We start from the raw sequence: 25,160 nt of genomic DNA, 5'->3' as shown, positions 1-25,160 counted from the left end.
GGTAGTTAGAATAAATTTTTTTATTAACACTATATTATAACCTTCCAGGATCTCTTCCAGTATCTGCCAGATATACTGTTCATATCCTTTTAGTAGTCCGGATCACAAAATAGACAGACCAGAGTAAAATCTCATCAGGAAGACAGACCGGAGAAAAATCTCATCAGAAATCAAGACCTTATATAAGTCACCTTATTAAAGACAGTATAAGGGAAAGAAAAAGAGGAAATGAGATGAAGGAATTAAACCCTCATCTGGCTTTTTAAGTCGTTTTAATTACCCGGTATGGGTTACTGGCCGATATTTATTTTGACTCGGTTTTGTTGATAGCAATCTCATTTTTATAAGCGGTTTCATTTTTATAAATTATTTCGTTTTTGTAAGTAGTTATACCGGGTTTGTTGGTATAGATGTTTCCTTTATGTTAATATCCGTATCTTCTATTTATTCAATATCCATATCTTCTTCTGTCTCGTCAACATCCATATCTTCTTCCGTTTCGTTAACATCCATATTTTCTTCCGTTTCGTTAACATCCATATTTTCTTCCGTTTCGTTAACATCCATATTTTCTTCCGTTTCGTTAACATCCATATCTTCTTGTGTTTCGTTTTCAAATGTTTCCGTCTGGTTATCCGTTAAATTTTCTGCTGGCAAGGGCTGCTGTGTTTCGGTATCCACAAGCGGGAGGTAATCAGCATAACCGCTGTTTGAGATATTCAACACTCTATCGGCAATGCCATCCCCATCACTGTCTGCTGTAGTCTGCGAGAAGCCTGTCCCGTCAGGTTTACCCCAGAAATTGCCTCCGAGATACGGCCCACCGGTTATGCTTGAGCCTTCGGTCTTTGTTGTGTTCCATATATTTCCGGAGCTTCCCTGTTTCACATCCGCGTTAACATCGTTATTCAGGTAGTTATTAAAGAAGTTATTATTATTGCTTGTTGAAGCCATATATACGCCGGAAACGCCATTTGAGATTATATTATTGCCTGAGATCACATTATCGCTGGAAGTGCTCAGGTGAATGCCCCTGTTGCTATTGGAAGCCTCATTCTCCGAGATATTGTTGCCCATGGAATAAGACAGCAGTATTGCATATTCGCTGTTGTCCAGAACTGTATTATTAAGGATACTGTTCCCATTTGACGTCATAAGGTTGATGCCTCTGGAGTTGCCGGAAGCTTCATTATTGCTTATGTTATTGTCATTCGAACCTGTGAGATATATTCCATAAGCACGGTTGGAGCTTATTATGTTGCTCATAATCTCATTATTGTTGCTTGAGTTCTCCAGAACAATACCATGGTCATCACTCTCGTTTGCAATGTTATTTGAGAATACATTCCAGCCCGAACGCAGCAGATAGGCTCCATACCTGTTACGCGAAGCGGTATTGTTTAAGATCAAATTATTACTTGAGTCCTGCAGGTTAAGCCCTCTCCCTCCGTCCTGCACGATGTTATTAACGACTGTACTGTTGCCTGAAAAAGCAAGGTCTATTCCAAGCGAGTTATTGGACAGTACATTCTCACTTACATTGCTTGCAGTAGAATTCAACAAAGAAATTCCTGAAACACTATTTTGTGAAATTATGTTATCCGATATACTGCTGTCTCCTGCAGATGTAAGAAGGATACCGTTCTTATTGTTAGAAACTATGTTTCCAGAGAGTGTACTATCTCCTGACCTTAACAGGAAAATGCCTCTGCTGTTGTTTAACGCTGTATTATTTGTCAGGTTGTTGCCGTTTGAGCCAGTCAGATAAATACCATAGACAAGGTTTGAATCTGCCGTATTTCCTGTCAGGTTGTTATCACTGGAGCTAACCAGATGGATACCATTATCCTCATTCGAGCTTACAGCGTTGTTCTCAAGGCTGGTGTTTGTGCAGCTTTCAAGGACAATTCCATGGTCAGCGCTCGAATTTACTTTATTATCCGAAACCGTATTCGATTCGGAAACATAAAGGTAGATTCCAAACCTCTGATCAGATACATCGTTTCCGGAGACCGTATTATAGTTAGATCGTTCGATATTAACCGCTCTTCTGCCCTCCGAAGCCTTATTGTTAAGGATAAGGTTGTTGGCTGAATTCCTCAGGTATATTCCAAGAGCATCATTGAAAAACTCGTTATCTTCAATGGTACAGTTGCTTGAACTTACCAGGTAGACCCCTGCACGGTCATTCCCTGCACCATTAATACTCAGTCCTGAAATCGTTATGTTGTTAGCCTGAACATAGATCACGTCCTGAGCCGGATTATTGGCGTTTACTATTGTATCGCCAGGGTCTCCGGATTGTGATCTGATAATCAGGTCACCTGTCGTTATCCTGAGATTTTCAGTATAGTTTCCCGGGCTTATGACTATCTCGTCGCCTGACACAGAATTATTCAATGCGTCCTGTATTGATTGCCCTGGCTGGACAATAATTTCAGCTGCAGCTCCGACACCCAAACTTAATGTAAGAACCAGAAAAGCTAAAAAAAGAGCAATTACTCTGTTTATTTGCATCCCCCACATATGATATTATTTATAATTAAAATTTATATTTCCCAAGCTGAAATAAACATTAAATAATATAAATCTATTAGAAAATAATATCAGAATAATAGCTATAAAAGTACATAAAGAAAAGAATATCTATTCCAGTCTGCCTAAATAATTTTTATATCTTCTCTTTTTCGAGGTTCAGGATTAGCTTCCATAATAACAGGTTAACAGTTAATCCTTCAAAATTTGCCTCATCTGCTGATAATCAGAGTCAACTGTTCCTTTCAATAAATCCAGATCTTACTGAGATATTTTTACTTTCAGGTTATAGACTTTTTTCTCCTATGGTCTCCGATAAATGAATTTTAAAGTAATATAATTCAGGAAATGAATTTAAAAGTGAGGATAAAACAGTACTTAGAAAAAACAGGAGAATAAGAGTAAGAAGAAAACAAATAAGTTAAAGGTGTGAACAAAAAGAAGAATATAGAAAAAGAATATGAAGAAATACATGAAAAAGTAAGAAAAGTAAAAAACAGGGTGAAGTTTAAAACTTTCACCCTCAATTTATGGTTAAACTGCCATATTCTGCTCTTTTTACTTACGCTTGTACAGGAATGCTGCAGATAGACCGACTATTCCGCAAAACATTCCGAAACCTGGCATACCTTTCTTTTCTATCTCGCTAGAAATCGGTTCAGTTTCGGAGTCCTTATCTTCCACCTCATCTCCGATATTGCCAGGCCCATCTCCAGGCTCTGTGTCAGTTACAGTTTCAACAGGAGAAGCTTTTGCCTTCCCTGTAATTGCAAAGAAGGAATATCCCGGAACATCAGCTGTAAAGTACAGATATTTGCTGTCTTCTTTTAACAGGCTGGCTGGAAGCTGAGTCCAGGTGCCGTCTTTATCGTCACGCTTATTCTCATCCTCATATCTGTTCAGGGTGATTGAGTTCTGATCTATATTTTTGTCCTGCAGCCAAGATTTCTCAACCTTAAAGCAGATAGTCGGATTTTCTATATTACTTGAGGTTGCAAACCCGCTGTTTCCTACCCAGACATTGAAGTGCTTGTAGGCTTCTCCATCAGTCAGGTTCGAGGTGAGCGTGGATTTGTTTTTCAACTGCTCGACGATGGTTGTGGTTTTTCCTACGGTCTTCTTGGAATCAAAGTTCACATACACGACACATGTTGCATTCTTTGTTAAATCAAACTTTGCAGCTTTTCCATTGGTAATGAAAGTCTGGGAAAGTTCTTTTACTTCAACATTCTTTGCAGGTTCAGGAGATCCACCGCCTCCGCCGCCGCCTCCGCCGCCGCCGCCGCCACTCACAGATATTTCGATGGTTTTTACAGCCGTACCGTTTTCATTTCTGGCGGTCAGTGTAGCCGGGTATTTTCCTCTAGAGAAATAAGTATAGGCAAAGCTTGCCTCGTTTGAGTCCTCTACTCCGTCACCATTAACATCCCAGCTCCTGGCCGTTGAGTTTCGTGAAGTGTCGGTAAAGAGAACTGTAAGAGGCTTAACGCCGCTGCTCACATTCGTTGTGAAGTCTGCTTCAGGAAGCACATTATTCGGATTCGGGTTCGGATCCAGGTTCATTGCATTTATTATAGCAGTTATTGAAGCCGTACCATTCGCGTTGTTAACAGTCAGGGTAACGGTATAGTTTCCTGCTGTCGAATAAGTGTGCGTTGTATTCCGGTCAGTTGAAGAGTTCCCGTCTCCAAAGTTCCAGCTCCATCCGGTTGTGTTCTTTGAAAGGTCCGTAAACTGGACTGTCATAGGAACATATCCGCTGGAAACGTTAGTGGTAAAGTTTGCTTCAGGAAGCACAACGATGATTTCTTTAAGCGGGAGGTAGTCTGTTAATTTGTCTCCATTATAGACAATATCAATAATGCCGTCCCCATCAGAATCATTATTTGCATACAATTGAGAATGACCATTTTTGAGGACAGGATTACCCCAGAAATTGCCCCCGAGATTAGACCCGCCCGCAATGTTTCTGCCTGGAGTTTTTGCTATATTCCATGTGCATTCGGTGTTATTGTTGTTTGTATTCCGTACGTTATTCAAATAATTGTTGTAAATGAGGTTATATTTACTCTGAGCACACAGGAACATACCGGCTTCTATATTCTTATTTATATTGTTGCTTGAGATATTATTGTATCTGGAAGAATTTAATTCAATTCCAAAGTAGCTGTTATCTTGAACCCTATTTCCTGAAATAGTGTTATTGTTAGAGAGTGAGACCCTTATACCAGAAGCAATGCTATTTGATGCTGTATTGTTAGAAATAACGCTCTCATTTGTGGTGCTTACTTCAATGCCCCTGAGATTGCTCGGAGCTACATTGTTGAGCACGTAGGTATTGTTAGAGTTTACAAGATAAATCCCGACGCCGCCATTTGAACTTATAGTATTGCCTGTAATGTTGTTATTACTTCCAGCGTTTTCGAGAAGAATACCATGACCGGAATTTGAATTTAAAGTATTACCTGAAACTTTGTTTCCGCTGGATGTTGAAGTTATATAAATACCTCTGCGGTTTCCGGAAGCGTCGTTATTGGACACATTATTGTTGCTGGCTCCCCCGATAATAATACCATTGGTGGTACTGCCGCCAGTGTTCAGTGTCGCTTTATTGTTGACAATATTGTTATTATTGCAGTTCTGGAGAACTATGCCGCCATTTATACTTGAATGTACTTTATTATCTGAAAGCGTGTTTGTGCTTGATGTATAAGCTAGGTAAATACCCCTATTATTACCGGATGCAGTATTGTTGACAACATCATTGTTGTTGGAATATATCATTGCTATTCCATAGTCGTTATTTGAGACGGTATTGCTTCTCAGGACATTGTTGTGTGCAGTGTTCAGGTGAATTCCATGAGTGAGAGTATCTATAGAGTTGTCCGAAACCGTGTTGCCAGTTATTTCATTTCCTGAGGAAGAATAGATCTCAAAACTATTGTTGGTACTGTTAAACACATTGTTGTTTCTCATGAAGTTCCCGTTTGAATTTGTCAGGTATATTCCATGCGCTCCGTTTGAGTTTAAGTTGTTATTTTCGAGAGTGACATTGGATGCATTCTCCATGACTATACCAGAAGATGCACTGAGGTTTACGGTATTTCCCGAGACTGTATTTGCCTGGGAAGCCGTAATATAAATCCCATAATTGTTGTTTGAGACTCTATTGTTAGAAACAGTAGTGTAATCGGACTGATGGATATTGATTGCCCTGCCCAGGCCTGCAAGAAGGCTCTTTGTAGCGGTATTATTGCTGACTACCGTATAACCGGAACCCCTGATATATATTCCAAGGGCGTCGTCATGCATTATGTTATCTTTAATTTTACAGTTAAGACTATTTAGAACATAAATGCCTGAGCGGTCAGTCCCTGCTCCGGTAACATTCAATCCCTGAATTGTTACGTTATTACAGTTAGATAGAGTGATCACATTTATGTTTGAGTCATTAGCTGCAATTACTGTGCTTGCCGGACCTTCATTCGTGGACCTGATCAACAGGTCATTCTTCAGGTTTATAACGACATTTTCAGTATACGTTCCGGGTTCGACGATAATTGTATCGCCGTTATTTGCACTGTTTACTGCGGACTGTATCGATTGCCCTGAATGGACAACAATTTCAGCCGCCGCTCCAATACAGGAGAACAGTGTTAGTATGAGAGTGGCTAGTATTAAGATCCTTATTTTGTTTATTCTAATTCCTCCATGTAATAGAAGAAATTTTAAGAGATACTTCCTACAATTAATTAGAAATTAACAGCAAGTACAATATAAACATATTGGTGTTTATTAATATTTTGAAAGAGATATTAATAGGGCAGTTAACCGAAAATTCAGTTGCTTTTGCTTGGGCATATCTGGTATAATTCTACAAATTGTCTGAGGAACGACTTTCTGCGAATGCATCGCATACTGATTAAATGTAGAAGGAATAAATTGCATTTTAGAGCAGGATCTGAAGTATCAAATTTACAACTGAAACATTTTTGTAACCAGCCGTTATATTTGACATCAGATTGAATAATATTCACTGTTAACAGAATAATATTAATTACAGAGAGTAAAATTAATATAATTAGAATGTCTTTCATCGAAAATGAATTGACTGTCTAATAAAATCGGACATCAGGGGCATGAAATACAAAGAATAGTAAATGAATCGATCCAAAAAACAGAATCAAAGATCCGAATCAAAACCAGAATCAAAACCAGAATTAAGAAATAGAATCAAAGATCTGAATTAAAACCAGAATAAAAAATCTGAATCCTACAAAAATCAGTTTGAGGAACGGTAATAAATCAATCTTATAATTAAGAAAAAATACAGAATCTTCGAACCCCTCTTTTCTACCTTAAAGGTAGGCAAAAGCCATAACCTGATTACCCTTACAGGAAACGGCTTTCTGCTTTTCAAAAAATGATTTAAATGTCCCTCAATAAATGACTTCGATCCCAATAATTTAAATTTTGAGATTTCTTTAAGGCTTTTCGCTTTTTTAAGGCTTTTCGAAACCTTAGTAAATTGTTTCCTGTTTCATTCTCGTATTATATGCCCTGTATTCATCAGCTTTCTTATCCTGAAGATAAATGTATTCGTATTCAGGAGAATTGAGCCTTATCTCATACTCTTCCCTTGCCTTTGCCTGGCATTGGCTGCAAGCATAGATAGGGATCGAAACTCCGAATATTCTGGTATCGTTTATGCTGCTGTGGGCACGGGAATCTATGGTTACGTAACCCTGACAGTCAGGACACATCCTGACCTTTTCTTCCTGGAACTCCTGAATCATATCTGTATCATAGAAAATCTGTTTTTTCCGGCGGTAAAAATCTCCATGTTTTGCTTTTTCTGCTTCTACAAGCCTGTCCCGGTTTTTCCAGTTTTCCAGCTGAGCAGCAACAACTCCTTCCAGAATCTGCCTGTCCCTTGCAGCCTGTACAAACATTCCGGGCTTGAAGTCAGGTTCCTTCACGCAGGAATAATCAAGCCCTGCCATAGCAAGGATTATTCCCGTATTTACATAGGGCAGTGCGCTCTGGATTGCATAGCCGCCTTCAAGTACTGCCATATCAGGGGCAAGTCTTTCGTTTAACTTTGCATAGCCCTGTGCTGAAAAGCGCATGTTTGCAAGAGGGTCGGTATAATGGTTGTCCTGCCCTGCAGAATTAAGAACAAGTTCAGGCTTGAAGTCCTCAAGGATTGGCATTACAAGGGAATCGAGCACGTAGAGGATACCCTCATCAGGAGTCCCTGGAGGAAGAGGAATATTAATTGTTCTTCCAAGAGCATTGGGACCGCCCAGTTCGTTCATAAAACCGGATCCGGGATAGAGTGTCCTTCCGTCCTGGTGGAAAGAAATAAAAAGAACATCCGGGTCGTTGTAAAAAATCTCCTGTGTCCCGTCCCCGTGATGGACATCAGTATCCACTATTGCTATCCTGCGGATCCCATACTTTTTTCTCAGGTATTCTACAAGGATTGCTTCGTTATTGATATTGCAGAAACCGCGGTTTCCATGGGCTACTGTCATTGAATGGTGGCCCGGAGGGCGGACAAGGGCAAAAGCGTTCTTTATCTCCCCTTTCATGAGAGCATCAGCAAGGACAAGACAGCTGCCTGCTGCAATAAGGTGAGGAGTTGTTGCCTGGGCTTTTATGTCAGGGACGCAGAAATGAACCCTTGCGATATCCTTGTAATCCGCCAGGCGCGGTTTATACTCGGCTATCTGGGGAAGATCCATAAGTCCTTCTTCAAAGATCTGGTCCCGGGTATAGAGAAGGCGTTCCTCCCTTTCGGGGTGTGTTGGAGAAATTGCCCAGTCAAAGGCGGGAAAGAAAATAAGCCCTGTCTTTCCGGCTCCGGTCCGGTCTGCCGGAACCATAGATTCTTTTTCCAGAACGCTTTCCTGCACTCTTTCCGGTTCATTTTCAGGTTTTTGCTCCGCAGTATTTGATTTCATGATAATTTCCTCCACCCTATCAGGCTCATTTTTCTCTACATTCTGTTCTTTTTTTTCGGCTCCTGTGTTTTTTCCGGTTCCGCCTATGAGTGCATCCTTAATTTTCCCAAGCCCGATCTTCATGCCTTTTCCCCCCTGTTCCATTCGGGAATAAGGCCTGCCGGAATCTGCATACTTACATCGAAGAGCCGCCCAACCGTAGACCAGCCCTCAACGACATTAAAGACTTCGCTGTTAACAATCTCGGCTTCGTCCGCGTACTCTGAAATCCCAAACTTTTTTGCGCGTTCCCTGAGGAGTTTTGTTGCAAAAGCTTCTGCTTCTTCAGAACGCATCCTGTTGAAATTCCCGATATCCGTAAATCTAAGGCCTGCGATCTCTCCGTCTTCGGCTACGGAATAGACCTTCTGTTCGGTATCAATGTGCAGGTTAAGGGTAAGAGTAGGCCTTGCAACAGCTGCCCCTATTGCATTCCCCACTTCGGAATATTCGGGAACAACAGGCTTTGCGTTCAGTTTTTCCGCAACTCCTGCAATCAGGCCCTTTGCTCCACCTCCTATTCCAACCACATTATCAGGCCTTTCTTTTTTCTTCTGCAAAACTTCCCATATCCTGTAAGCAGGCTCCTGTTCCCATTCAAGGAACATCTCTCTCACTGCCTTTGCGATCATCTCTGCAGTTGTGTCCACTATAAGGGAAGCAGCTTCAGTTTTGGTTTTCCCAAGAGAGGAAGCCACGGAAGCGATAATTTTGTTTGCACGTTCAGAGTCTCCAACTTCTATGAGTCCGAGCACTCTCAAGGCATCAGTTGGAGTTGGCTTTTCTCCTCCCATACAGTAAGCCGGACCTTCCCTTTCAGGCCCTATAGTTACCGTTTTGAGCCCCCCCTCTGTTTCCCTGACCCTCACAATGCTGTCCCCCCCTACAGCTATCGAACGGACTGCAAAAGCACGGACATGAGTAAGGAAGTTTCCAAGTTTCGCGCCTTTTGAAGCAATTAGCGGTTTTCCGGAAAGAATAAGGGCAAGATCGGTAGTGGTCCCTCCTATATCCACAACAACGGATGTCTGCCCTTCAGAGGTAAGGGCAAGGGCTCCTATTGTGCTTGCCGCAGGACCTGAAAAAATGGTTTCCACCGGGAATTCTATTGATTTTTCGATCGGCAGAGTCCCTCCATCGGCTTTAAGGATATATACAGGGGCTGTAATTTTTCTTTCTTCCAGAGCTTTTTTTATCTCCGTGACAAATTTATGGTAACGCTCCCCTGTTGCAGAGGCAAGCATGGAAGTAGCGACCCGTCTGGGAAAATTCAGTTTCCCTGAAACTTTATGCCCGAGTTCTACTTTGCATTCCGGGTACATCTCCCTGAGGATCTCCCGTATCCTGAGTTCATGGGAAGGGTTTCTCTGCCCGAATTTGCTTACCACAGCAGCTCTTGAAAAGCCCTGCTCCTTTATTTGGGCCACTGCGTCCCGAACCTCAGTTTCGTCAAGTGGCTGGATTTCCCTTCCCCTGTAATCCATAGCTCCTTTAAAGTAGAAACTTTCAGGAAAAACGTAACTTGCAGGATTAATTCCGGGACCAGGAACCAGCAACAGAGCTACACGGTCAGTTTTGCCCTCAGCAATAAGGTTTGTTATTACGGTTGTACTGAACACCACCCTATTGACCTGTTCCGGCGCGATTCCTTTACTGACTTCATCAAGGGCACAGAGCAGGGACTTTAGTAGATTCCCTGATTCCGTGGGAACCTTGGCTGTGCTGTAAACCTCTCCATTCCGAATAAGCACCGCATCCGTGGTGGTGCCCCCTACGTCAATTCCTATAAGCATTCACAATTCGCCTATCCTCACAATGAATATATCTTCAATTCTTTCACTTTTTAAAAACATATGATAAACGTAACTTGTAACCAGTTTCAATTGATTTAGATATAGAAATAATTGTGCACTTCGTTCGATATTACGCAGGTATAAAAAGAATTTGAAAAAAATATGAAGTGAAAATAGAAATGGATACCAATTATTGTCATCGGTCCCCTTCTATTAGTCTTTTTATAGTGGCCGCTTCCCTGCGTCGAGCGGAAAAATGATCTGGTAAATTGAATTCTTTACGCGAATTATAAATTATATGGCTTATCTTCTCATGTACAGTCCATTTTTATACTTCATAAGAGTGAATAAGGAAAAGTCCAGAGAACTTTTATCGCTACACTGAACTTCTCCTTTTGAACCAACCCTTGTTTTTTCTACTTATTTGTGAAACCTTCCGGTCTCACCCCAAAACTTTAGTGATGGAGATTTCCAATTGTTTTGGATCTCCCATGTTTATCGGGATTCGGTACCGGTTTCTTTTCCCAGTACCCTGCAAGGAAAGCACCGGACAGGTTATGCCATATACTGAAGATGGCGCCCGGAAGCGCTGCTGCAGCAGTAAAGTGTTTTATTGCAAGAGCAACACTGAGGCCCGAATTCTGCATTCCTACCTCGATTGCAATGGTTCTTGCCTCTATTTCGCTAAACTTCAAAGCTTTTGCAGCCCCATAGCCTCCTGCAAGCCCGAGACCGTTGTGCAGAACCACAGCAAGCAGGACCAGAGGTCCGCTTTGTTCAAGGTTCCCGCTATTTGTCCCTATAATTATAGCAATTATTATCACAATAGCAGCAGCTGAAATTGCAGGAAAAACATCCTTTACGGCCCTTATCCGCGCTTCAAAGAAATAATTAATCGCAAGGCCGAGAGCTACAGGCACAATCACAATATTTACCACACTTACAAGCATGCCTGTGACGTCAACCTCAACTGTCTGCCCTATAAAGAGCCAGGTAAGGAACGGAGTTGCAAGAAAGGCAATCATGGTGGAAACGGATGTAAGTACAATAGAGAGTGCAACGTCCCCTTTTGCAAGGTAGCAGATAACATTTGAAGCCGTGCCGCCAGGACAGCAGCCCAGCAGAATCACACCCGCCATAAGGTCGGCAGGCAGCTTTAAAGCCATACATACTACCCACGCAGCCAGGGGCATAAGGGTGTACTGCATCAATGTGCCCAGAAAGATTACTCGAGGCCTTTTAAGGACTGCAAGGAAACTATCAGCTGAAAGTGTGACTCCCATTCCGAGCATTATCAGGCTTAAAAAAGGTACAATGAGATTATTGTGAGGGGCAAAATACTCAGGATACATATATGCTACCGCGGATAGAAGTACCGCCCATAATGGGAATAACGAAGTAAATTTTTTAAGCATTTTTTAGTACACCGTCTCTTCAAAAAAACATTTGAATTATTAAACTAACTGAGATTGTCGTTTAAATAGGTGACTATATAATCCCAATAAATAATAAAGCTGTAATTAATTTCGAAATAGGATAGGCAATGGATAAATTTCATTTACCGGCCGAATTAAAAAAAGAAAAGGCTTTATACTTTTAGTTATCCTTCAGAAAAAACATTAAGCCCTTAATGTATTAAGATTTTTCCGAACTTCTTTTTTGTTGCCTGCTTTGACTTGCTACTTATATATACAGGCTCTGCCGATACACTGCCCCATGAGACTGGATGCATACCTTGTAGAGATAGGACATTTCAAGTCCAGGGGACGAGCAAAGACCGCAGTTCTTGACGGGAACGTTAAAGTTAACGGCACTGTTGTAACAAAAGTCTCCAGGGACGTCTCAATTGATGATACAATAGAAGTTGTCGAAGGCCTGGACATGCCGCAGGGTTATTTCAAACTCAAGCATGTTCAGGAAGAAAGCGGGATCCTTAAACCCGGAGATAAAGTTCTTGACCTTGGATCAAGTGCTGGCGGCTTTCTTTTATTTGCATCAGAGATTGCAGACCATGTAAAAGGCATAGAGTTCAGCAGGGATTTCAGGAGCGAACTTGGAAAAATCGCATATGAAAAGAAAAATGTTGAGGTAATATTCGGAGATGTGTTTACCATACCTCTGAAAGAGCTCTCTGAAGAGCCTGTGGATGTTATTCTCTCAGACATGACTCTTGAGCCTGAGGATTCGATCAAAGCTCTTTCCAGAGTTCTCCCTCTCCTGAAAGAAGGAGGAAAGCTGCTTCAGGTAATAAAAATTCCAAAAAAGAAAAACCCGAAGCCTATTCTGAGTAAAATTGAAAATCTGGGGCTTGAAATCCAGCAGGTCGTCAGCTCAGAAAAACAGGAGATTTATGTGGTTGCAAAAAAGCCGCTATCTGAAGAAAAAGAAACGATTGAAGAAAAGGAATCAGCTGAAGATAAAGAATCAGCTGAGGATAAACAATAAAAAGAGATTCTAGCGGATGACAGCTGGCGAAGAAAACGATTCCACTCAGGGGAGTCATATTTTTACAAAGAAATATGCTGATGAAACCGGACTGAAGGTTTACGGGCAAGGAAAACCTGTTCGGCTCTTTGTTGCAGGGCTTCATGGAAACGAGTGGAAAGATACAACTGAAATCATGATGAATATAAAGCCTCCCGAAAGAGGAACCCTTGCATTGATCCCTTTCGTCCAGAGAGGGGAATACACCTCCACTCTTGACCCCGCTTATTACCCTGTGATGGGAAAAAGCATACTGGAAGCCATTGAAGCGCTGAACCCTGAAATCTACATTGAACTGCACTCTTATTCCAGAGAAAACCTAGAAAAACTCGCAGGAAAGGATAGGCTGGAAAGAATAGGGGTACCTGCATACAGCATCCTTAAATCAGGGGTACTGCTGGGCTCGGTTTCCCCATGGATCCGGAAAAGGTATTTTCCTAAAGAAGCTCTTTGCCTTTCTTTTGAAATCCAGAAAAGGAATCCTGAATCAAGAGAATTTGCTGCCAGTACCCTCGAAATCCTCAAAGAAAACGGGTCAAGGGACGAGTTCATCGAATACCTCCAAAAAGAATTTCCGGAACAGGCGAGAAAAGCCATCGAGGATTACCGGCGCTTTTACGGGGAGATCTGAGCTATGGAGAAATCAGAGAACCTGTCTGCTGATTAATGATAGCTTGATGATAACTGGATGAATAACAAGATAAAAAATAAAAATAGAATTCAGAAAAATAGAAGACTAAAATCACTGCAAAGAATAGAAACTCAAAGAGTTATGCGTTTATCCCCTGAAAAGATCTTTCAAAAAGAGTTTTCAAAAATGGAGCCGCAGATTTTTTTCTGCAGCTATTTGTAATGAACCAGAGAACTCTCCGTTTAATATTAAAAATTGAAAAAGAGAGTTCTGGTTAAAATATCAGTTTATCTGCGCATATTAAGTGCAGGTGCAGACATCCCTTCATAGGTGCTTGCCCTGTGCTCGGGTTTTACGTCCTGCATATCGGCGCGCTGGGCGCGGAGCATACTGTCCACACGGAGTACCATTGTAGCAGCTTCGGAACCTGCTTTGATAGAATTGACCTTTACCCTCAGGGGGTCAATAATACCTTTCTCAAGCATATCTTCAGCAGCTCCTGTGATGATATTCAGACCGGCGTTTTTATTATCAATGTGTTTGGCACGCAGGTTCAGTATAGAGTTGATAGTGTCCAGGCCTGCATTTCTTGCAATTGTCCTGGGAATCTCTTCAAGAGCCTCAGCAAAAGCTGTAATTGCCATCTGTTCACGTCCGCCTACGCCGGAAGCATAAGAACGGAGAGAAACTGCGACTTCCATTTCCGAAGCCCCTCCGCCGGCAACAACTGTGCCGTCTTCGACAACGCATTTTGCAACCCTGAGAGCGTCATCAATTGCACGTTCCAGGTTGTCCACAACATGCTCTGTTCCGCCGCGGAGAACAATTGAGACCGATTTTGCACCTTTACAGTCCCTGAGGTAGGTTTTACCCTGGTCATCATCTCTTTCCTGCTCAAGAAGTCCGGCATTCCCGAGTTCTTTTCCCGTAAGCTCTTTTATGTTTCTGACAGGCCTGCCGCCTGTAGCATCCGCAAGGTGCTGCATATCCTCGGTTTTCACCCTGCGGGTTGCATATATTCCTCTGCTCTGGAGGTAAGCTGCTATCTTATCATCCATTCCCTTGGAGCAGAAGACAGCGTTTGCACCTGCCCTTATTACATAATCTGCCATCTCAAAGAGGGCTGCATCTTCCTGCTTTACAAAATTTTCGATATCACTTACCGTGCTTATCTGAAGCTTTGCCTTGTTTGCAGTTTTTGCGGTCTCCATAGGAGCATCAATGAGCGCTATTCTGGGGTTTACGATCTTTTGAGGGGCATTTTTATCGAGGGCTACCTTATCGAGAACAATGCCCTCCACGAATTCGGTGTCTTCAACAAGTCCACCAATATCTTTTGTGATAATAACATGTTTAAGGTCGGCTTTCCCATCCTCATGAATGGCAAGGACGGCATCCACGCAGATTTCTGCAATTAAATTGCTGTATTTTTCAGAAGCCTTGCCAGTGATGGATGTTCTGGCAGTTTTAATAAGCAGTTCTCTGTCTTTTGCGGGAATTGCCAGGTCCTCAAAGATCTCAACAGCTTTTTCTGCTGCGAGCCTGTAGCCTTTGACTATTACAGCCGGGTGAACTCCCTTTTCAATAAGGCCTTCTGCTCTTTCCAGCAGGGCGCCGGTGAACACTACAGCGCTTGTGGTCCCGTCCCCTGCAGAGCTTTCCAGGGACTGGGCAACCTCAACAATCATCTTGGCCGTGGGATGCTCGATATCCATATCATGTAAGATAGTGGCACCATCGTTTGTGATGGTGATATCTCCCAGAGGGTTCACAAGCATCTTATCCATGCCCCTGGGTCCAAGCGTACTCTTTACTATGTTTGCCACTGCCTTTGCGGCTGCAATGTTCATGCTGAGTGCGTCTCTTCCTTTTGTTTGTTCCTTTCTAGGATCGATTATAAAGATTGGCTGGCCACTTTTATCCATCTGAACAGAACCTCCTGAAAATACATGGTACGAATTGAAGGACAAATAACCGATAATTCGAAATTGTTCCCTGGCTTCCGGCTGCGAATCCAAGTTCTCGAAGCCAGGCGCCCTTTTTTGCGCAATTTGTTTGACTTGAAGATAGTAATTTATCAGGAAATAACTGATAATACTTCTATAAAAATATGCCGGTAAGACCAGTTATTTTACAAAAAGAATACTGTTTCCGCTTCCTGTTATCCTTTGAAGTAAAAAAGGCAGTTTTCTTTCGTAATTGCTGAATTTACCTGCAAGGGAGCATTCGGAGAGAATTACTGCCTTTAACCTGAGAGAATTGCTGCCTTTAACTTATATCTGTCCACAGGCCTGCTTACTTCTGACTGGATACTATTTTTACAGACCCGTCTTTGTTTCCAGTATAAAGCTCATCCACATTGCAAAAAATCCCGTGCTCTACTACTCCCGGAATTGCAGAAATCTGGAGGGCAAGGGCTTCAGGGTCTCTTATAACGCCAAAGTCCACGTCCAGAATGAAGTTTCCATTATCAGTTATCACAGGCCCGTCCTTTTTTACGGCAGACCTGAGTTCCGGTTCTCCCCCGAGTCCTCTGATCTTATTCACTGTAAGTTCTTTTGCAAAGGGAAGGACTTCCACAGGCACGGGTTTTCCGAGCTGTGTACTGGTCTTCGATTCGTCAGCTACAACTACAAACCTTTTTGCAGACATAGAAACGATCTTTTCCCTTGTATGAGCCGCACCTCCTCCTTTAATGGCACGGAGTCCGGAGTCTATCTGGTCAGCTCCGTCAATGGCAATGTCCAGTTCAGGGTTCTGGGAAAGGGTGGTCAGCCTGATCCCGGCATCTATTGCCAGCATTTCGGATTGATAGGAGGTAACAACTCCCAGAATATCAAGCCCCTCTTCTTTTACGCGGCGCCCGAGTTCTTTTATAGTGTATGCAACCGTTGAACCTGTGCCAAGCCCGACAACCATCCCTGAGCTGACAAGCCCTGCTGCAGCAACTCCTGCTGCCCTTTTTTCCGGAGAATCGGTAGATATATTTCTGTCCGTCATTTATGTACCGCCTTTCAGCTCTAAAAAAGTTAACTAAAAGTTAACTGAAAAAAACTGAAAAATCAACTTATGTAACAGATATTTCAGAAAAAGAATCCTTTCGAGTTTAAAATAAAAAATTGAAGGGAATCAGGGAGAAAGTCTTCTCCTGTCCCTCGGGAAGAGTACGGTATCCCTTATGTTGTCGGTTCCGAGCATGGTCATAACAAAACGCTCACAGCCCATTCCCCATCCTGCATGCGGAGGCATTCCGTATTCGAAAGCCTTAAGGTAGAACTCAAAGCCGTCAGGGTTCAGGCCCTGGGACTCGATGCGGCTCTTCAACAGGGAAGGGATGTGAATACGCTGGGCTCCTGAAGAGAGCTCCATTGTCCGGTGCATCATATCAAAGGACTTGCTGAATTCAGGCCTGTCCTCGTAAGGCATGGCATAGAAAGGTTTGATCTCTGTTGGCCAGTCGATAATGAAATAGTGGGACTCGCCTGTGGTCTCGTAGACATAATCTCCGACCGTATGCTCCCCAAGTGTGCCCAGGTCGTCTCCCCAATGCATTTTTTCTTCACAGCGGCTGTTTATGATCTCGATTACCTCATCATAGGTGAGCTTCAGGAAAGGAGTCTTCGGAACCTTCAGGTCAACCCCGAGCACTTCAAGAGAGGATTTGCAGTTCTCGATTACCCTCATGTAAACATAAGCCACAAGGTTTTCCAGGATCTCCATTACATCGAAGTGGTCGGCAAAGCTGACCTCAACGTCAATGGAAGTTGCCTCGTTTAAGTGCCTGCGGGTATCGTGTTCTTCTGCCCTGAAAATCGGTCCGATTTCAAAGACCCTGTCAAAACCGCCGCTCATAAGGATCTGCTTGAAAAGCTGAGGGCTCTGGTTAAGGAAGGCTTCCCTGTCAAAATAGGTGATCGGGAAAAGTGCGGTTCCGCCTTCGGTTGCTGTAGCAACGACCTTTGGGGTTGCGGTTTCAACAAAGTTGTGTTTTACGAAGTATTCCCTGATAGCCTGGAGGGATTCGTGCCTTATCTTGAAAACCGCAGTTGTCTCTGCTCTTCTCAGATCAATGAAACGGGAGTCAAGCCTTGTGTCGAGTTCTGCTTCAACCTTTCCGGTAGTGTCCATAGGAAGGGGTGAACCTGCAACGTTGAGCACACTGATCTCGTCAGGGAGAAGCTCATAGCCGTTCGGAGCCTTTTCTTCGAACTTAACAGTACCGGTTACTGAAATTACGGACTCACGGACAAGCCTTCTGGCTGCATCAAAGAGCTCTTTGTCAACTTTCTTCTTTACAAGTGTAACCTGAGCCTTTCCTTCCCTGTCCCGTAGCACGACGAAACAGATCCCGCCGAGGTCTCTGACCTCATGGACCCAGCCTGCAAGGGTAACTTTCTGACCGTTATCAACCTTATCCGGTTTGATATCGGCTGTATAATGCGTTCTGAGATTTGCTAAAGACATAAATTCACCTTAATTAGGGGGTAAATTAAACGTAAATATAAGAATGAAGCTGAAACGTAGCTGAAACGTAGGTGAATAGTCCTAACTCATTATTAATGTATTTGTTGCACCGCCCGATTTCCGCCTCGCCCGAATTGCGCCTCGCCCGAATTGCGCCTCGGGAGTACGCGGTCCTTTTCGCTCGCTTCGCTCGCTCAAGAGGACTAATTTAAAAATTACAATAGTTAGCTAAATTCAAGGAACAAAGGGGATAAACTACAGATAACTTTGACCAGTGCAACCCTATTCGCTTTACCGAGTCTGTCTTTCACGCTCGACGAAGGAGAGAGGCTAGTCTCAAAAACCAATAAAGAAAAAATTAGCTTCTTCCCTGGTTTTAATATGAGGAAAATTCTGAGTTCTGTCTACCAATATCTTTTATTTTGTTTTTAAACTTGTTTGGAACTGACCTGAGCTTTTTCTTTGTGGAAAAATAGGTTCTATTTCAGAATGAAAGTGTTAAGAACGCCAGGTTTAGCTTTACACAGGTCTGACACTCTCATTTTAAGATATCATCCATCAGGTCGGGAGACAGTGTATACCTGAATTTAAAGTTAGCATTACCAATTTCCAAATGTAGAAATGGCTCAAATTTTAAGACAGCCTCTAAATATCCAGACATTTATAAACCAGACATTTATAAAGGAACATGAAAACCAGAAAAGAGATAAATAAGAGGTAAAATGGAATAGAAACATAAAAGTTGTGAGGTTTAGAGGAGGAAAATAACGTGAGAAAGGAAATAATAATTTTTCTGGTAATTCTTGGTGTGTTTTTTGCTGTGGGTTGTGTTGATGATGAAGATTCGGATGAGTCTGAGCCTTCCGTACCTGTAGAAGAAGTGGATAACGGAGTAGCGGCGGGAGCTGAAGAAACTGGTACAGGAACAGGATCTGATATTGTTAAAGTAGAGATCAGGAATTACAGGTACATACCTCAGAATATTACTGTTAAAGTCGGGCAGACTGTAATGTGGACCAATAATGATACCGTTCTGCATGACGTGGTGGGTTCGGGAATTGAATCGGATTACCTTCAAAAGGGCGAGAAATTTACCTATACTTTTGAAGAGGAGGGGAGTTACCAGTATATCTGTTCAATACATCCCTGGATGGAAGGAGAGGTAATTGTTGAAGCCTGAGTAATAAAGGAACTCTCGAAGGAACTCTCCAAATAGGCTTAATGAAATCGAAAATTGATAGGGAATATTGACAGAGAGCATTAATCTATTTTTATATCTTTTTTTATCCTGATGAAAACCCCTCACAGGGTTTCATTTTTCGACTTTCCAAACCTGCTTGATGGTCCTGAGAGAATTGGCTCTCAGAGAACTATATATGGATAGAACGTAGAGTTTTTACTGGGTCATAAATAACCCTGCGAGAAAGGAGTGTGGCTTATAATGGGTGAAACGGATATCAGTGATATAGATCCAGCGTGTAGAAGTGCACCGACAAAGACGATGAAAGATGGGGGAGTAACAAAAATACTTCATAATATTGATTCCTTCATAGCAACCGGGATAGTACCTGAGGGCTGGAAGCCGGATATCATGTTTGAGGATGAAATCGTCTGGCAAGGATGGCTCTATACTCTCCAGTACGAGGAAAACAGAAACGGTGAGGTAATTAAACACTATGTTTGCCTGTATCCCAATGACTGAGGCTATTAAAGCCTCTAAAAAAGGTCAGCTGATCGTGTATATTTTCAAATATTTCCATAACTAACTTTTTTAAGGGCTCTGAAGCCTGAAAATATTATCTTATTCGTTTTTCATTCTTCTTTATTCAAACTTTGTTCAAAGTCCAAATGCGATGTTTTTAAAAATCCCTTTAGCCCAATCGAGTATGGCTTGCGCCTGGACTGTATAGAAATCGAGACTGAATACCACAAAAAGATTATTCTATGCATTTTTGAGGCATATTCTACATGAATGTAAATTAAGTAAATACCCGCAAGATCCAAAAAGAGATTGAAACTTAAGTCCGGGTTTCTAATGAATTATAATTAGATAACCTAAAGTATGTAGATTCCGGAGTTAAATATATATAATGGGACTCAATTCTAATGCTTTGAACACAACAATATTATAAATTTCAGATAAAGAGGAATAGAACATTATACAGATTGTACATCTTTCAGATATTCACTTTTCAGAGGCTTACTTTGTCCCGGAAATTGCCGAATCCATGCTGCAGAGCATAAATGATCTTAACCCGGACATTGTGGTAATTACAGGCGACCTGACCGAAAACGGGTTTTCAGCCGAATATAACGGAGTAAAGAGGTTTATTGACAGGATAGAATGCAAAGAAAAGGTTCTTGTCCCTGGAAACCACGACTCCAAAAACGCCGGATATCTGCATTTTGAAGATCTTTTTGAAAACCGATTTCAGACACGCAATTTTGGGAATATGACCATCGTAGGGGCTGACTCTTCACAGCCTGACCTTGATGAAGGGCATCTGGGGAGGGAAAACTACGGCTGGATCAAAGAAGCCTTCTCAGGGGAAAAATTCAAGGTATTTGCACTGCACCACCACCTTGTACCGATTCCTCTTGCTGGCAGGGAGAATACAGTCCTTGTCGATGCAGGGGATGTCCTTGACCTCCTGAACAAATGCAGGGTAAACCTTGTGCTCTGCGGGCACTGCCACATTCCTCACGTATGGAACCTGAATGATATGCTTGTTGTAAATGCAGGCACCTTCTGTTCTTCGAAAACCAGAGGCAAAACCACACAGTGCTATAACCTTATCCAGGCGGAAAACAGTAAGGAAACCGGAAAAAAAGAGGCCGAAAAAATAGGAAATAGCAGCTGGAAGATCCGTGTTTCAAGAGTCTTCCCTCAAGGGCAAACGGAACTTGTTACAGAAACAGTGATGTGAGAGAAACAGTGATGTGAGGTGTTTAAAATGCCTCGTCTCTTCTTTTAATTTCCTCTTTTTTCCTGCCATGCATTTTTATGTGGGAAATATTAAAGAATGATCGAATAAATCATTCTTTTCCTGGCACGCCATTTAACCAGCTTACTTTTTTCAATTTTCTCTATTTCTTGCCTCTCAGCCAGGTCCTGCAGGATTTCAAGGATTTCCTTTTCCCTGACATCGAGATGGTACCTATCTTTAAATTCAGCAGTGATCTGAGAGATATCAAGCGTCCTGTCTTCAAGAATCTTCTCTGTAAAGCCTGCCAGATCCTCGTAACGAGCCCATGGGTAAATGATCCATCGCCACCTGATTATTTTCCGGCCATAGAAATCCGGAATAAAAGAAGAGCAGGTTTTATGCTGAAGGACTGCAGTTCTGACTTCGGCAGGGTTCAGGCTCTGTACATAGTCAACCGAAAGCTGCAGAGTGTTTCCGGTATCGGTTACATCGTCTATAATAAGTATTTTCTTCCCGCCAATATCAACACAAAGAGGAAAACGAATTCTCGTTTCTGCTTTCATTTTAGCTCCCCGCATATAATGTTCGACCTTTATTGTCGTGAGTGCGTTAAAAAGCAAGAAATCAGAAACCAGCCTGCCCGGAACATAGCCTCCCCTTCCTATAGCAATTATCAGATCGGGCTGGTAGCCTGAAGCTTTGATTTTTCGGGCGAGAAGCTTTGAGAGGCGTGATACTTCTGTAAAGCTGATGAACTCGCACTTAAAAGATCTCTTTTCTGCTGAAGGACATATTGATTGTCGGGACGCTTTTCCTTTACTCAGATAAACCGCCTTCTGTCTGCATATCTCTCAGGCTTCGCCTATGAGTTTAAACCAGAGCTATTATAACAGTACCATTAAAAAAACAAAAGGTAAGTTGAAAGGATATTCAGAGAGATTATCTTTATTTCCATCCTCTAATTATAATTTTACTGGAAAGTATATAAGGCTGTATTTGAAAAAGAATAGGGGAATATGCTCGCGTTCCATCCGATGAGGAAAAGGGTATTAATGGATGTAAAACAATCTTGCCATATCTGTATTCCAGCATATTCCTGCATTTCTCGATTTCACGGCGGAGATGTGGATTAAAGAACAAATGAATAAGGAATAAAAAGGATATTTTTGAAGCAGGTAATATCTTAGAGTTGATTGTAAAAATAGAAGCGGGGATTATGGGACACACACGTGACTGCCAGAAAGGGGCTTCAAGGTTATGCTTTCAAAGGATCAGGATCGGATAATACAGGAAGGCCTGGCTTTTATCGAAGAAGAGTTTGACGAAGGAGTTAGCCGTGCTCTTGTCTCTCTGACAGAGATAAGCAGGGGTTACCTCAGCGAAAGAAAAGAGCTGGAAGCCGAGCAAACGATAGCTTCAATAAAAGAGATAGGGAAGGCTGCTGCCCTTCAGGGAATGGAAAATGCAGCGGTGAATGCTATCATTTCGCTTGATAAGATACTCGAATGCTCAATGAAGCAGAATATGGAAAGTACAACTGTTAAAGTCCTGCTTTCTTTCGGGATCATAGGAAAAACTGCTGCTGAACATAAACTTGAAACAGTAGCCAGGCTAGCAGCGTCAATGCTCGGAAAAAGCGGAAACACTGCTGTTCTCATGAACAGAGAAAAGGAAACAATCGCAGTTACAATCGCGCTTGGCGAGATAGGAAAAGCGGCTGCCAGGATGAAATTTCCCGATATTTCGGAAAATGCTGCCATATGCGTCTCCTGCCTTGGAGATACCGGAAAGCTGGCTGCCCAGAAGATGCTTGAAGAAGCCGCAGTAGGAGCAGAAATCATGCTAGAGGAAATGGCGGCGGCCGCTATGGAAGAAAGCCTCCAGAGCGCCACAGGCAGTATAGCAGCCTCAATTGAAGAAATAGGAAAAAGCGCTGAGGAAGAAGAAATGGAAAATGCCGTTTTCCAGGCTGCTTCAGCCCTCCAGACAATAGTGAGCAGCGCAGAGAGCAGGTACCTGAGCAGTGCCTCAATTGCAGCGCGAATTGCCCTTGAAGCTTTTAACGAGCTTGATATCGTAAATAGTGAGGAGAATATTAAAAAAATAGAGGAAATAAGAGAAATGATGAAAGCCCTGTGGACAGAATCTAAATAAAAATGATGGAAAACACAACAGTAAAAAAGTATTAAATAATCAGAGAAAAATAATTCCGGAAAAATCCCGGAATCCTCAATTTGTAAGAGACCTCAATTTGTAAGAGACTGGATTGGAGCCGGGATTCTTCCTCCCCTCCTGACGAAAGTTTCTGAGCTGAAATTGCTTACCGGCATAACAGGCGCACTTCCTAGCAGCCCGCCGAATTCTACAGAATCTCCCACTCTTTTTCCGGGTGCAGGAATCACCCTGACCGCTGTTGTCTTTTTATTTACTACTCCAATTGCCATTTCGTCCGCAATGATTGCGGAAAGGGTAGTAGCAGGGGTATCACCTGGAACTGCTATCATATCAAGCCCGACTGAACAGACGCTTGTCATGGCTTCAAGTTTTTCAAGAGAAAGAGCCCCGGCTTTCACTGCTTCGATCATCCCTGCGTCCTCACTGACAGGAATGAAAGCCCCGCTAAGGCCCCCAACTGAGGAGGAAGCCATTGCTCCGCCTTTTTTTACGGCATCATTAAGAAGAGCAAGGGCTGCAGTCGTTCCGTGGGCTCCGCAGTGCTCAAGGCCCATAGCTTCGAGAATGGCAGCAACACTGTCCCCGATTGCCGGTGTCGGAGCAAGCGAAAGGTCAAGAATACCGAACTCCACGCCAAGCCTTTTCGAAACCTCTCTTCCGACCATTTCTCCCATGCGTGTAATCTTGAAGGCTGTCCTTTTAATCGTCTCAGAGATTTCCGTCAGGTTAGGGTTCTCGAGTTCACAGACAGCTGCATTAACCACTCCAGGCCCGCTAACGCCCACGTTGATAACACACTCGGGCTCACCTATCCCATGAAAGGCGCCTGCCATAAAAGGATTGTCCTCAGGGGCATTTGCGAAAACCACGAGTTTGGCACAGCCAATCCCGTCCCTATCAGCAGTAAGTTCAGCAGTATCTTTGATTACCTGTCCCATCAGCCCGACTGCATCCATATTAATGCCAGCTTTTGTGGTTGCAACGTTTATGGATGAGCAGACCTTTTCGGTAGATGCAAGGGCTTGAGGGATCGAGTTTATGAGTTTTAAGTCTCCAGGTGTTGCCCCTTTATGGACAAGGGAACTGAACCCTCCTATAAAATCGACACCTGCCTCTTTTGCAGCTTCATCCATTGTCTTTGCGATGGAAACAAAATCCTGAGACCTGCAGCTTTCAGCTGCTATGGCTATAGGAGTTACGGAGATCCTCCTGTTGATAATCGGAATCCCATAGAGGCTCTGGATTTCATTTGTCGTCCGTACAAGGTCTTTTGCCCTGGAAGTTATTTTTTCGTAGATGTTCTCGTTAAAGACATCAATATCCGGATGGCTGCAGTCCCTCAGACTGATTCCCATAGTGACAGTCCTTATGTCCAGATGTTCCATCCTGACCATCTGAATTGTTTCCAGGATTTCCTTTGGATTTATGAGCATGAAAAAATCCTCCCGCACCTGAAGAGATCAGATCCTGTGCATGAAACGGAAAGCGTCTTCGTGCTGCACCTTGACCTCAACTCCAAGGCTCTTTCCTTCGGCATCCATAGCCTGCTGGAAAGCTGCAAGGTCAAAGTTTTCCTTCGGGGCTTCTGCGAGCATGATCATTGTAAAGATGCCCTGCATGATAGTCTGGCTTATATCGACAATATTTACGTTGTAACTTGCCATTACAGTGGTGATCCTGGCAACAATCCCTACTCTGTCGCTGCCGATTACTGTAATAATGAAACGGCTTGATGTCATGAAATATCTCCTCTTGAGCCTGTTTTTGTCTGCAGGTCAATATACGCATACCGTAAATAAAGAATTTTATTAAGATTGGAGGGCTGATAAATAATAACTATCCATTGAGGTTTTCTTTATACCCTAAACTGGTTTTAATAGTTAAGCTTTTTCGCCACGATAAGAAAAATTTGCTGCTAATGCGTATAGTTTAGCTACTAATGCATATAGTTGATGAAGCTAACTATTGGCTTCGAGAAGCAGGGCTGATTTCAGGAACAACCTTTGGATTTAAGAATAATTTTGAATTTGGGATGCCAGAAAAAAGTCTGAATTCGACATTGATGCTGTAGAGTGCTTTGCAGGTTTGTGTTATTTTCAGAATAAGAGAACAATGCAGTTATTTCTGGCGGGATCTAAAGGCTTTT

General features: G+C 42.6%; 17 protein-coding genes. 6 read left to right on the top strand and 11 right to left on the bottom strand.

Annotation, left to right across the window (positions count from 1 at the left end; all coding sequences use genetic code 11):
• Window positions 1-444: 444 nt before the first annotated feature.
• The 5 genes from RSJ42_RS04290 to RSJ42_RS04270 all read right to left on the bottom strand — a co-directional run bounded on the left by RSJ42_RS04290 (window position 445) and on the right by RSJ42_RS04270 (window position 11,748).
• Window positions 445-2,517 carry a NosD domain-containing protein gene (locus RSJ42_RS04290; protein WP_410509445.1) on the bottom strand — a complete coding sequence of 691 codons (2,073 nt, stop codon included), beginning with the start codon at window positions 2,515-2,517 and terminating at the stop codon, window positions 445-447.
• Between the two features lie 576 nt (window positions 2,518-3,093).
• A complete protein-coding gene (locus RSJ42_RS04285) occupies window positions 3,094-6,135 on the bottom strand; it encodes a NosD domain-containing protein (protein ID WP_410510318.1) in 3,042 nt (1,013 codons plus the stop codon).
• 920 nt (window positions 6,136-7,055) lie between these two features.
• Window positions 7,056-8,624 carry a histone deacetylase gene (locus RSJ42_RS04280; RefSeq protein WP_410509444.1) on the bottom strand — a complete coding sequence of 523 codons (1,569 nt, stop codon included), beginning with the start codon at window positions 8,622-8,624 and terminating at the stop codon, window positions 7,056-7,058.
• A complete protein-coding gene (locus RSJ42_RS04275; protein ID WP_410509443.1) occupies window positions 8,621-10,333 on the bottom strand; it encodes a hydantoinase/oxoprolinase family protein in 1,713 nt (570 codons plus the stop codon). Before RSJ42_RS04275 ends, RSJ42_RS04280 begins: the two co-directional genes overlap by 4 nt.
• A gap of 455 nt (window positions 10,334-10,788) precedes the next feature.
• Window positions 10,789-11,748 carry a bile acid:sodium symporter family protein gene (locus tag RSJ42_RS04270; RefSeq protein ID WP_410509442.1) on the bottom strand — a complete coding sequence of 320 codons (960 nt, stop codon included), beginning with the start codon at window positions 11,746-11,748 and terminating at the stop codon, window positions 10,789-10,791.
• Window positions 11,749-12,049: 301 nt separating this feature from the next.
• On the opposite strand from RSJ42_RS04270, the gene RSJ42_RS04265 reads away from it, so the two are divergent.
• Together RSJ42_RS04265 and RSJ42_RS04260 are read left to right on the top strand one after the other, a co-directional pair.
• Window positions 12,050-12,778: a S4 domain-containing protein gene (locus RSJ42_RS04265; RefSeq protein ID WP_410509441.1), complete on the top strand. Its 729-nt coding sequence runs from the start codon at window positions 12,050-12,052 to the stop codon at window positions 12,776-12,778.
• Between the two features lie 16 nt (window positions 12,779-12,794).
• Window positions 12,795-13,448, top strand: a complete 654-nt coding sequence (locus RSJ42_RS04260; protein ID WP_410509440.1) for a DUF2119 domain-containing protein — start codon at window positions 12,795-12,797, stop codon at window positions 13,446-13,448.
• 287 nt (window positions 13,449-13,735) lie between these two features.
• Here the strand turns inward: RSJ42_RS04260 and thsA are convergent, their stop codons facing one another.
• The 3 genes from thsA to aspS all read right to left on the bottom strand — a co-directional run bounded on the left by thsA (window position 13,736) and on the right by aspS (window position 17,912).
• A complete protein-coding gene (gene thsA, locus RSJ42_RS04255; RefSeq protein ID WP_410509439.1) occupies window positions 13,736-15,373 on the bottom strand; it encodes a thermosome subunit alpha in 1,638 nt (545 codons plus the stop codon).
• 370 nt (window positions 15,374-15,743) lie between these two features.
• Window positions 15,744-16,448, bottom strand: coding sequence for a ribose 5-phosphate isomerase A (gene rpiA, locus RSJ42_RS04250; RefSeq protein ID WP_410509438.1), 705 nt, complete (start codon window positions 16,446-16,448; stop codon window positions 15,744-15,746).
• A gap of 129 nt (window positions 16,449-16,577) precedes the next feature.
• On the bottom strand, window positions 16,578-17,912 hold the full coding sequence (aspS, locus tag RSJ42_RS04245) for an aspartate--tRNA(Asn) ligase (RefSeq protein WP_410509437.1): 1,335 nt from the start codon (window positions 17,910-17,912) through the stop codon (window positions 16,578-16,580).
• A 769-nt stretch (window positions 17,913-18,681) separates the two neighbouring features.
• Here aspS and RSJ42_RS04240 point away from each other — a divergent pair.
• The 3 genes from RSJ42_RS04240 to RSJ42_RS04230 all read left to right on the top strand — a co-directional run bounded on the left by RSJ42_RS04240 (window position 18,682) and on the right by RSJ42_RS04230 (window position 20,839).
• The gene (locus tag RSJ42_RS04240; RefSeq protein ID WP_410509436.1) at window positions 18,682-19,092 is read left to right on the top strand and encodes a cupredoxin family copper-binding protein; all 411 of its coding nucleotides are present in this window, start codon (window positions 18,682-18,684) and stop codon (window positions 19,090-19,092) included.
• Window positions 19,093-19,353: 261 nt separating this feature from the next.
• A complete protein-coding gene (locus RSJ42_RS04235; protein WP_410509435.1) occupies window positions 19,354-19,614 on the top strand; it encodes a hypothetical protein in 261 nt (86 codons plus the stop codon).
• Window positions 19,615-20,095: 481 nt separating this feature from the next.
• Window positions 20,096-20,839, top strand: a complete 744-nt coding sequence (locus RSJ42_RS04230) for a metallophosphoesterase family protein (RefSeq protein ID WP_410510317.1) — start codon at window positions 20,096-20,098, stop codon at window positions 20,837-20,839.
• A gap of 89 nt (window positions 20,840-20,928) precedes the next feature.
• On the opposite strand, the gene RSJ42_RS04225 is transcribed toward RSJ42_RS04230, so the two are convergent.
• A complete protein-coding gene (locus RSJ42_RS04225) occupies window positions 20,929-21,504 on the bottom strand; it encodes a phosphoribosyltransferase (RefSeq protein ID WP_410510316.1) in 576 nt (191 codons plus the stop codon).
• A 592-nt stretch (window positions 21,505-22,096) separates the two neighbouring features.
• On the opposite strand from RSJ42_RS04225, the gene RSJ42_RS04220 reads away from it, so the two are divergent.
• The gene (locus RSJ42_RS04220; protein WP_410509434.1) at window positions 22,097-22,993 is read left to right on the top strand and encodes a hypothetical protein; all 897 of its coding nucleotides are present in this window, start codon (window positions 22,097-22,099) and stop codon (window positions 22,991-22,993) included.
• Window positions 22,994-23,085: 92 nt separating this feature from the next.
• Here RSJ42_RS04220 and RSJ42_RS04215 read toward each other — a convergent pair whose 3' ends face one another.
• Entirely contained in the window at window positions 23,086-24,447 is a 1,362-nt protein-coding gene (locus tag RSJ42_RS04215; RefSeq protein WP_410509433.1) for a PFL family protein, read from the bottom strand.
• A 27-nt stretch (window positions 24,448-24,474) separates the two neighbouring features.
• Window positions 24,475-24,753 (bottom strand): ACT domain-containing protein, encoded by a 279-nt coding sequence (locus RSJ42_RS04210; protein ID WP_011032036.1) that lies wholly within the window; start codon window positions 24,751-24,753, stop codon window positions 24,475-24,477.
• Window positions 24,754-25,160: the final 407 nt, after the last annotated feature.

It is taken from the genome of Methanosarcina hadiensis (assembly GCF_046529725.1).
Taxonomy (GTDB): Archaea; Halobacteriota; Methanosarcinia; order Methanosarcinales; family Methanosarcinaceae; genus Methanosarcina; species Methanosarcina hadiensis.
Note: the sequence above shows the minus strand (reverse complement) of the source record. Positions and strands in the feature narration are given on the sequence as shown.

What these genes read in the sequence shown, in the direction of transcription:
- RSJ42_RS04290 (WP_410509445.1), bottom strand. Translation starts at nt 2,517, where the DNA reads ATGCAAATAAACAGAGTAATTGCTCTTTTTTTAGCTTTTCTGGTTCTT.
- RSJ42_RS04280 (WP_410509444.1), bottom strand. Translation starts at nt 8,624, where the DNA reads ATGAAGATCGGGCTTGGGAAAATTAAGGATGCACTCATAGGCGGAACC.
- RSJ42_RS04275 (WP_410509443.1), bottom strand. Translation starts at nt 10,333, where the DNA reads ATGCTTATAGGAATTGACGTAGGGGGCACCACCACGGATGCGGTGCTT.
- RSJ42_RS04270 (WP_410509442.1), bottom strand. Translation starts at nt 11,748, where the DNA reads ATGCTTAAAAAATTTACTTCGTTATTCCCATTATGGGCGGTACTTCTA.
- RSJ42_RS04265 (WP_410509441.1), top strand. Translation starts at nt 12,050, where the DNA reads ATGAGACTGGATGCATACCTTGTAGAGATAGGACATTTCAAGTCCAGG.
- RSJ42_RS04260 (WP_410509440.1), top strand. Translation starts at nt 12,795, where the DNA reads ATGACAGCTGGCGAAGAAAACGATTCCACTCAGGGGAGTCATATTTTT.
- thsA (WP_410509439.1), bottom strand. Translation starts at nt 15,373, where the DNA reads ATGGATAAAAGTGGCCAGCCAATCTTTATAATCGATCCTAGAAAGGAA.
- rpiA (WP_410509438.1), bottom strand. Translation starts at nt 16,448, where the DNA reads ATGACGGACAGAAATATATCTACCGATTCTCCGGAAAAAAGGGCAGCA.
- aspS (WP_410509437.1), bottom strand. Translation starts at nt 17,912, where the DNA reads ATGTCTTTAGCAAATCTCAGAACGCATTATACAGCCGATATCAAACCG.
- RSJ42_RS04235 (WP_410509435.1), top strand. Translation starts at nt 19,354, where the DNA reads ATGGGTGAAACGGATATCAGTGATATAGATCCAGCGTGTAGAAGTGCA.
- RSJ42_RS04220 (WP_410509434.1), top strand. Translation starts at nt 22,097, where the DNA reads ATGCTTTCAAAGGATCAGGATCGGATAATACAGGAAGGCCTGGCTTTT.
- RSJ42_RS04215 (WP_410509433.1), bottom strand. Translation starts at nt 24,447, where the DNA reads ATGCTCATAAATCCAAAGGAAATCCTGGAAACAATTCAGATGGTCAGG.
- RSJ42_RS04210 (WP_011032036.1), bottom strand. Translation starts at nt 24,753, where the DNA reads ATGACATCAAGCCGTTTCATTATTACAGTAATCGGCAGCGACAGAGTA.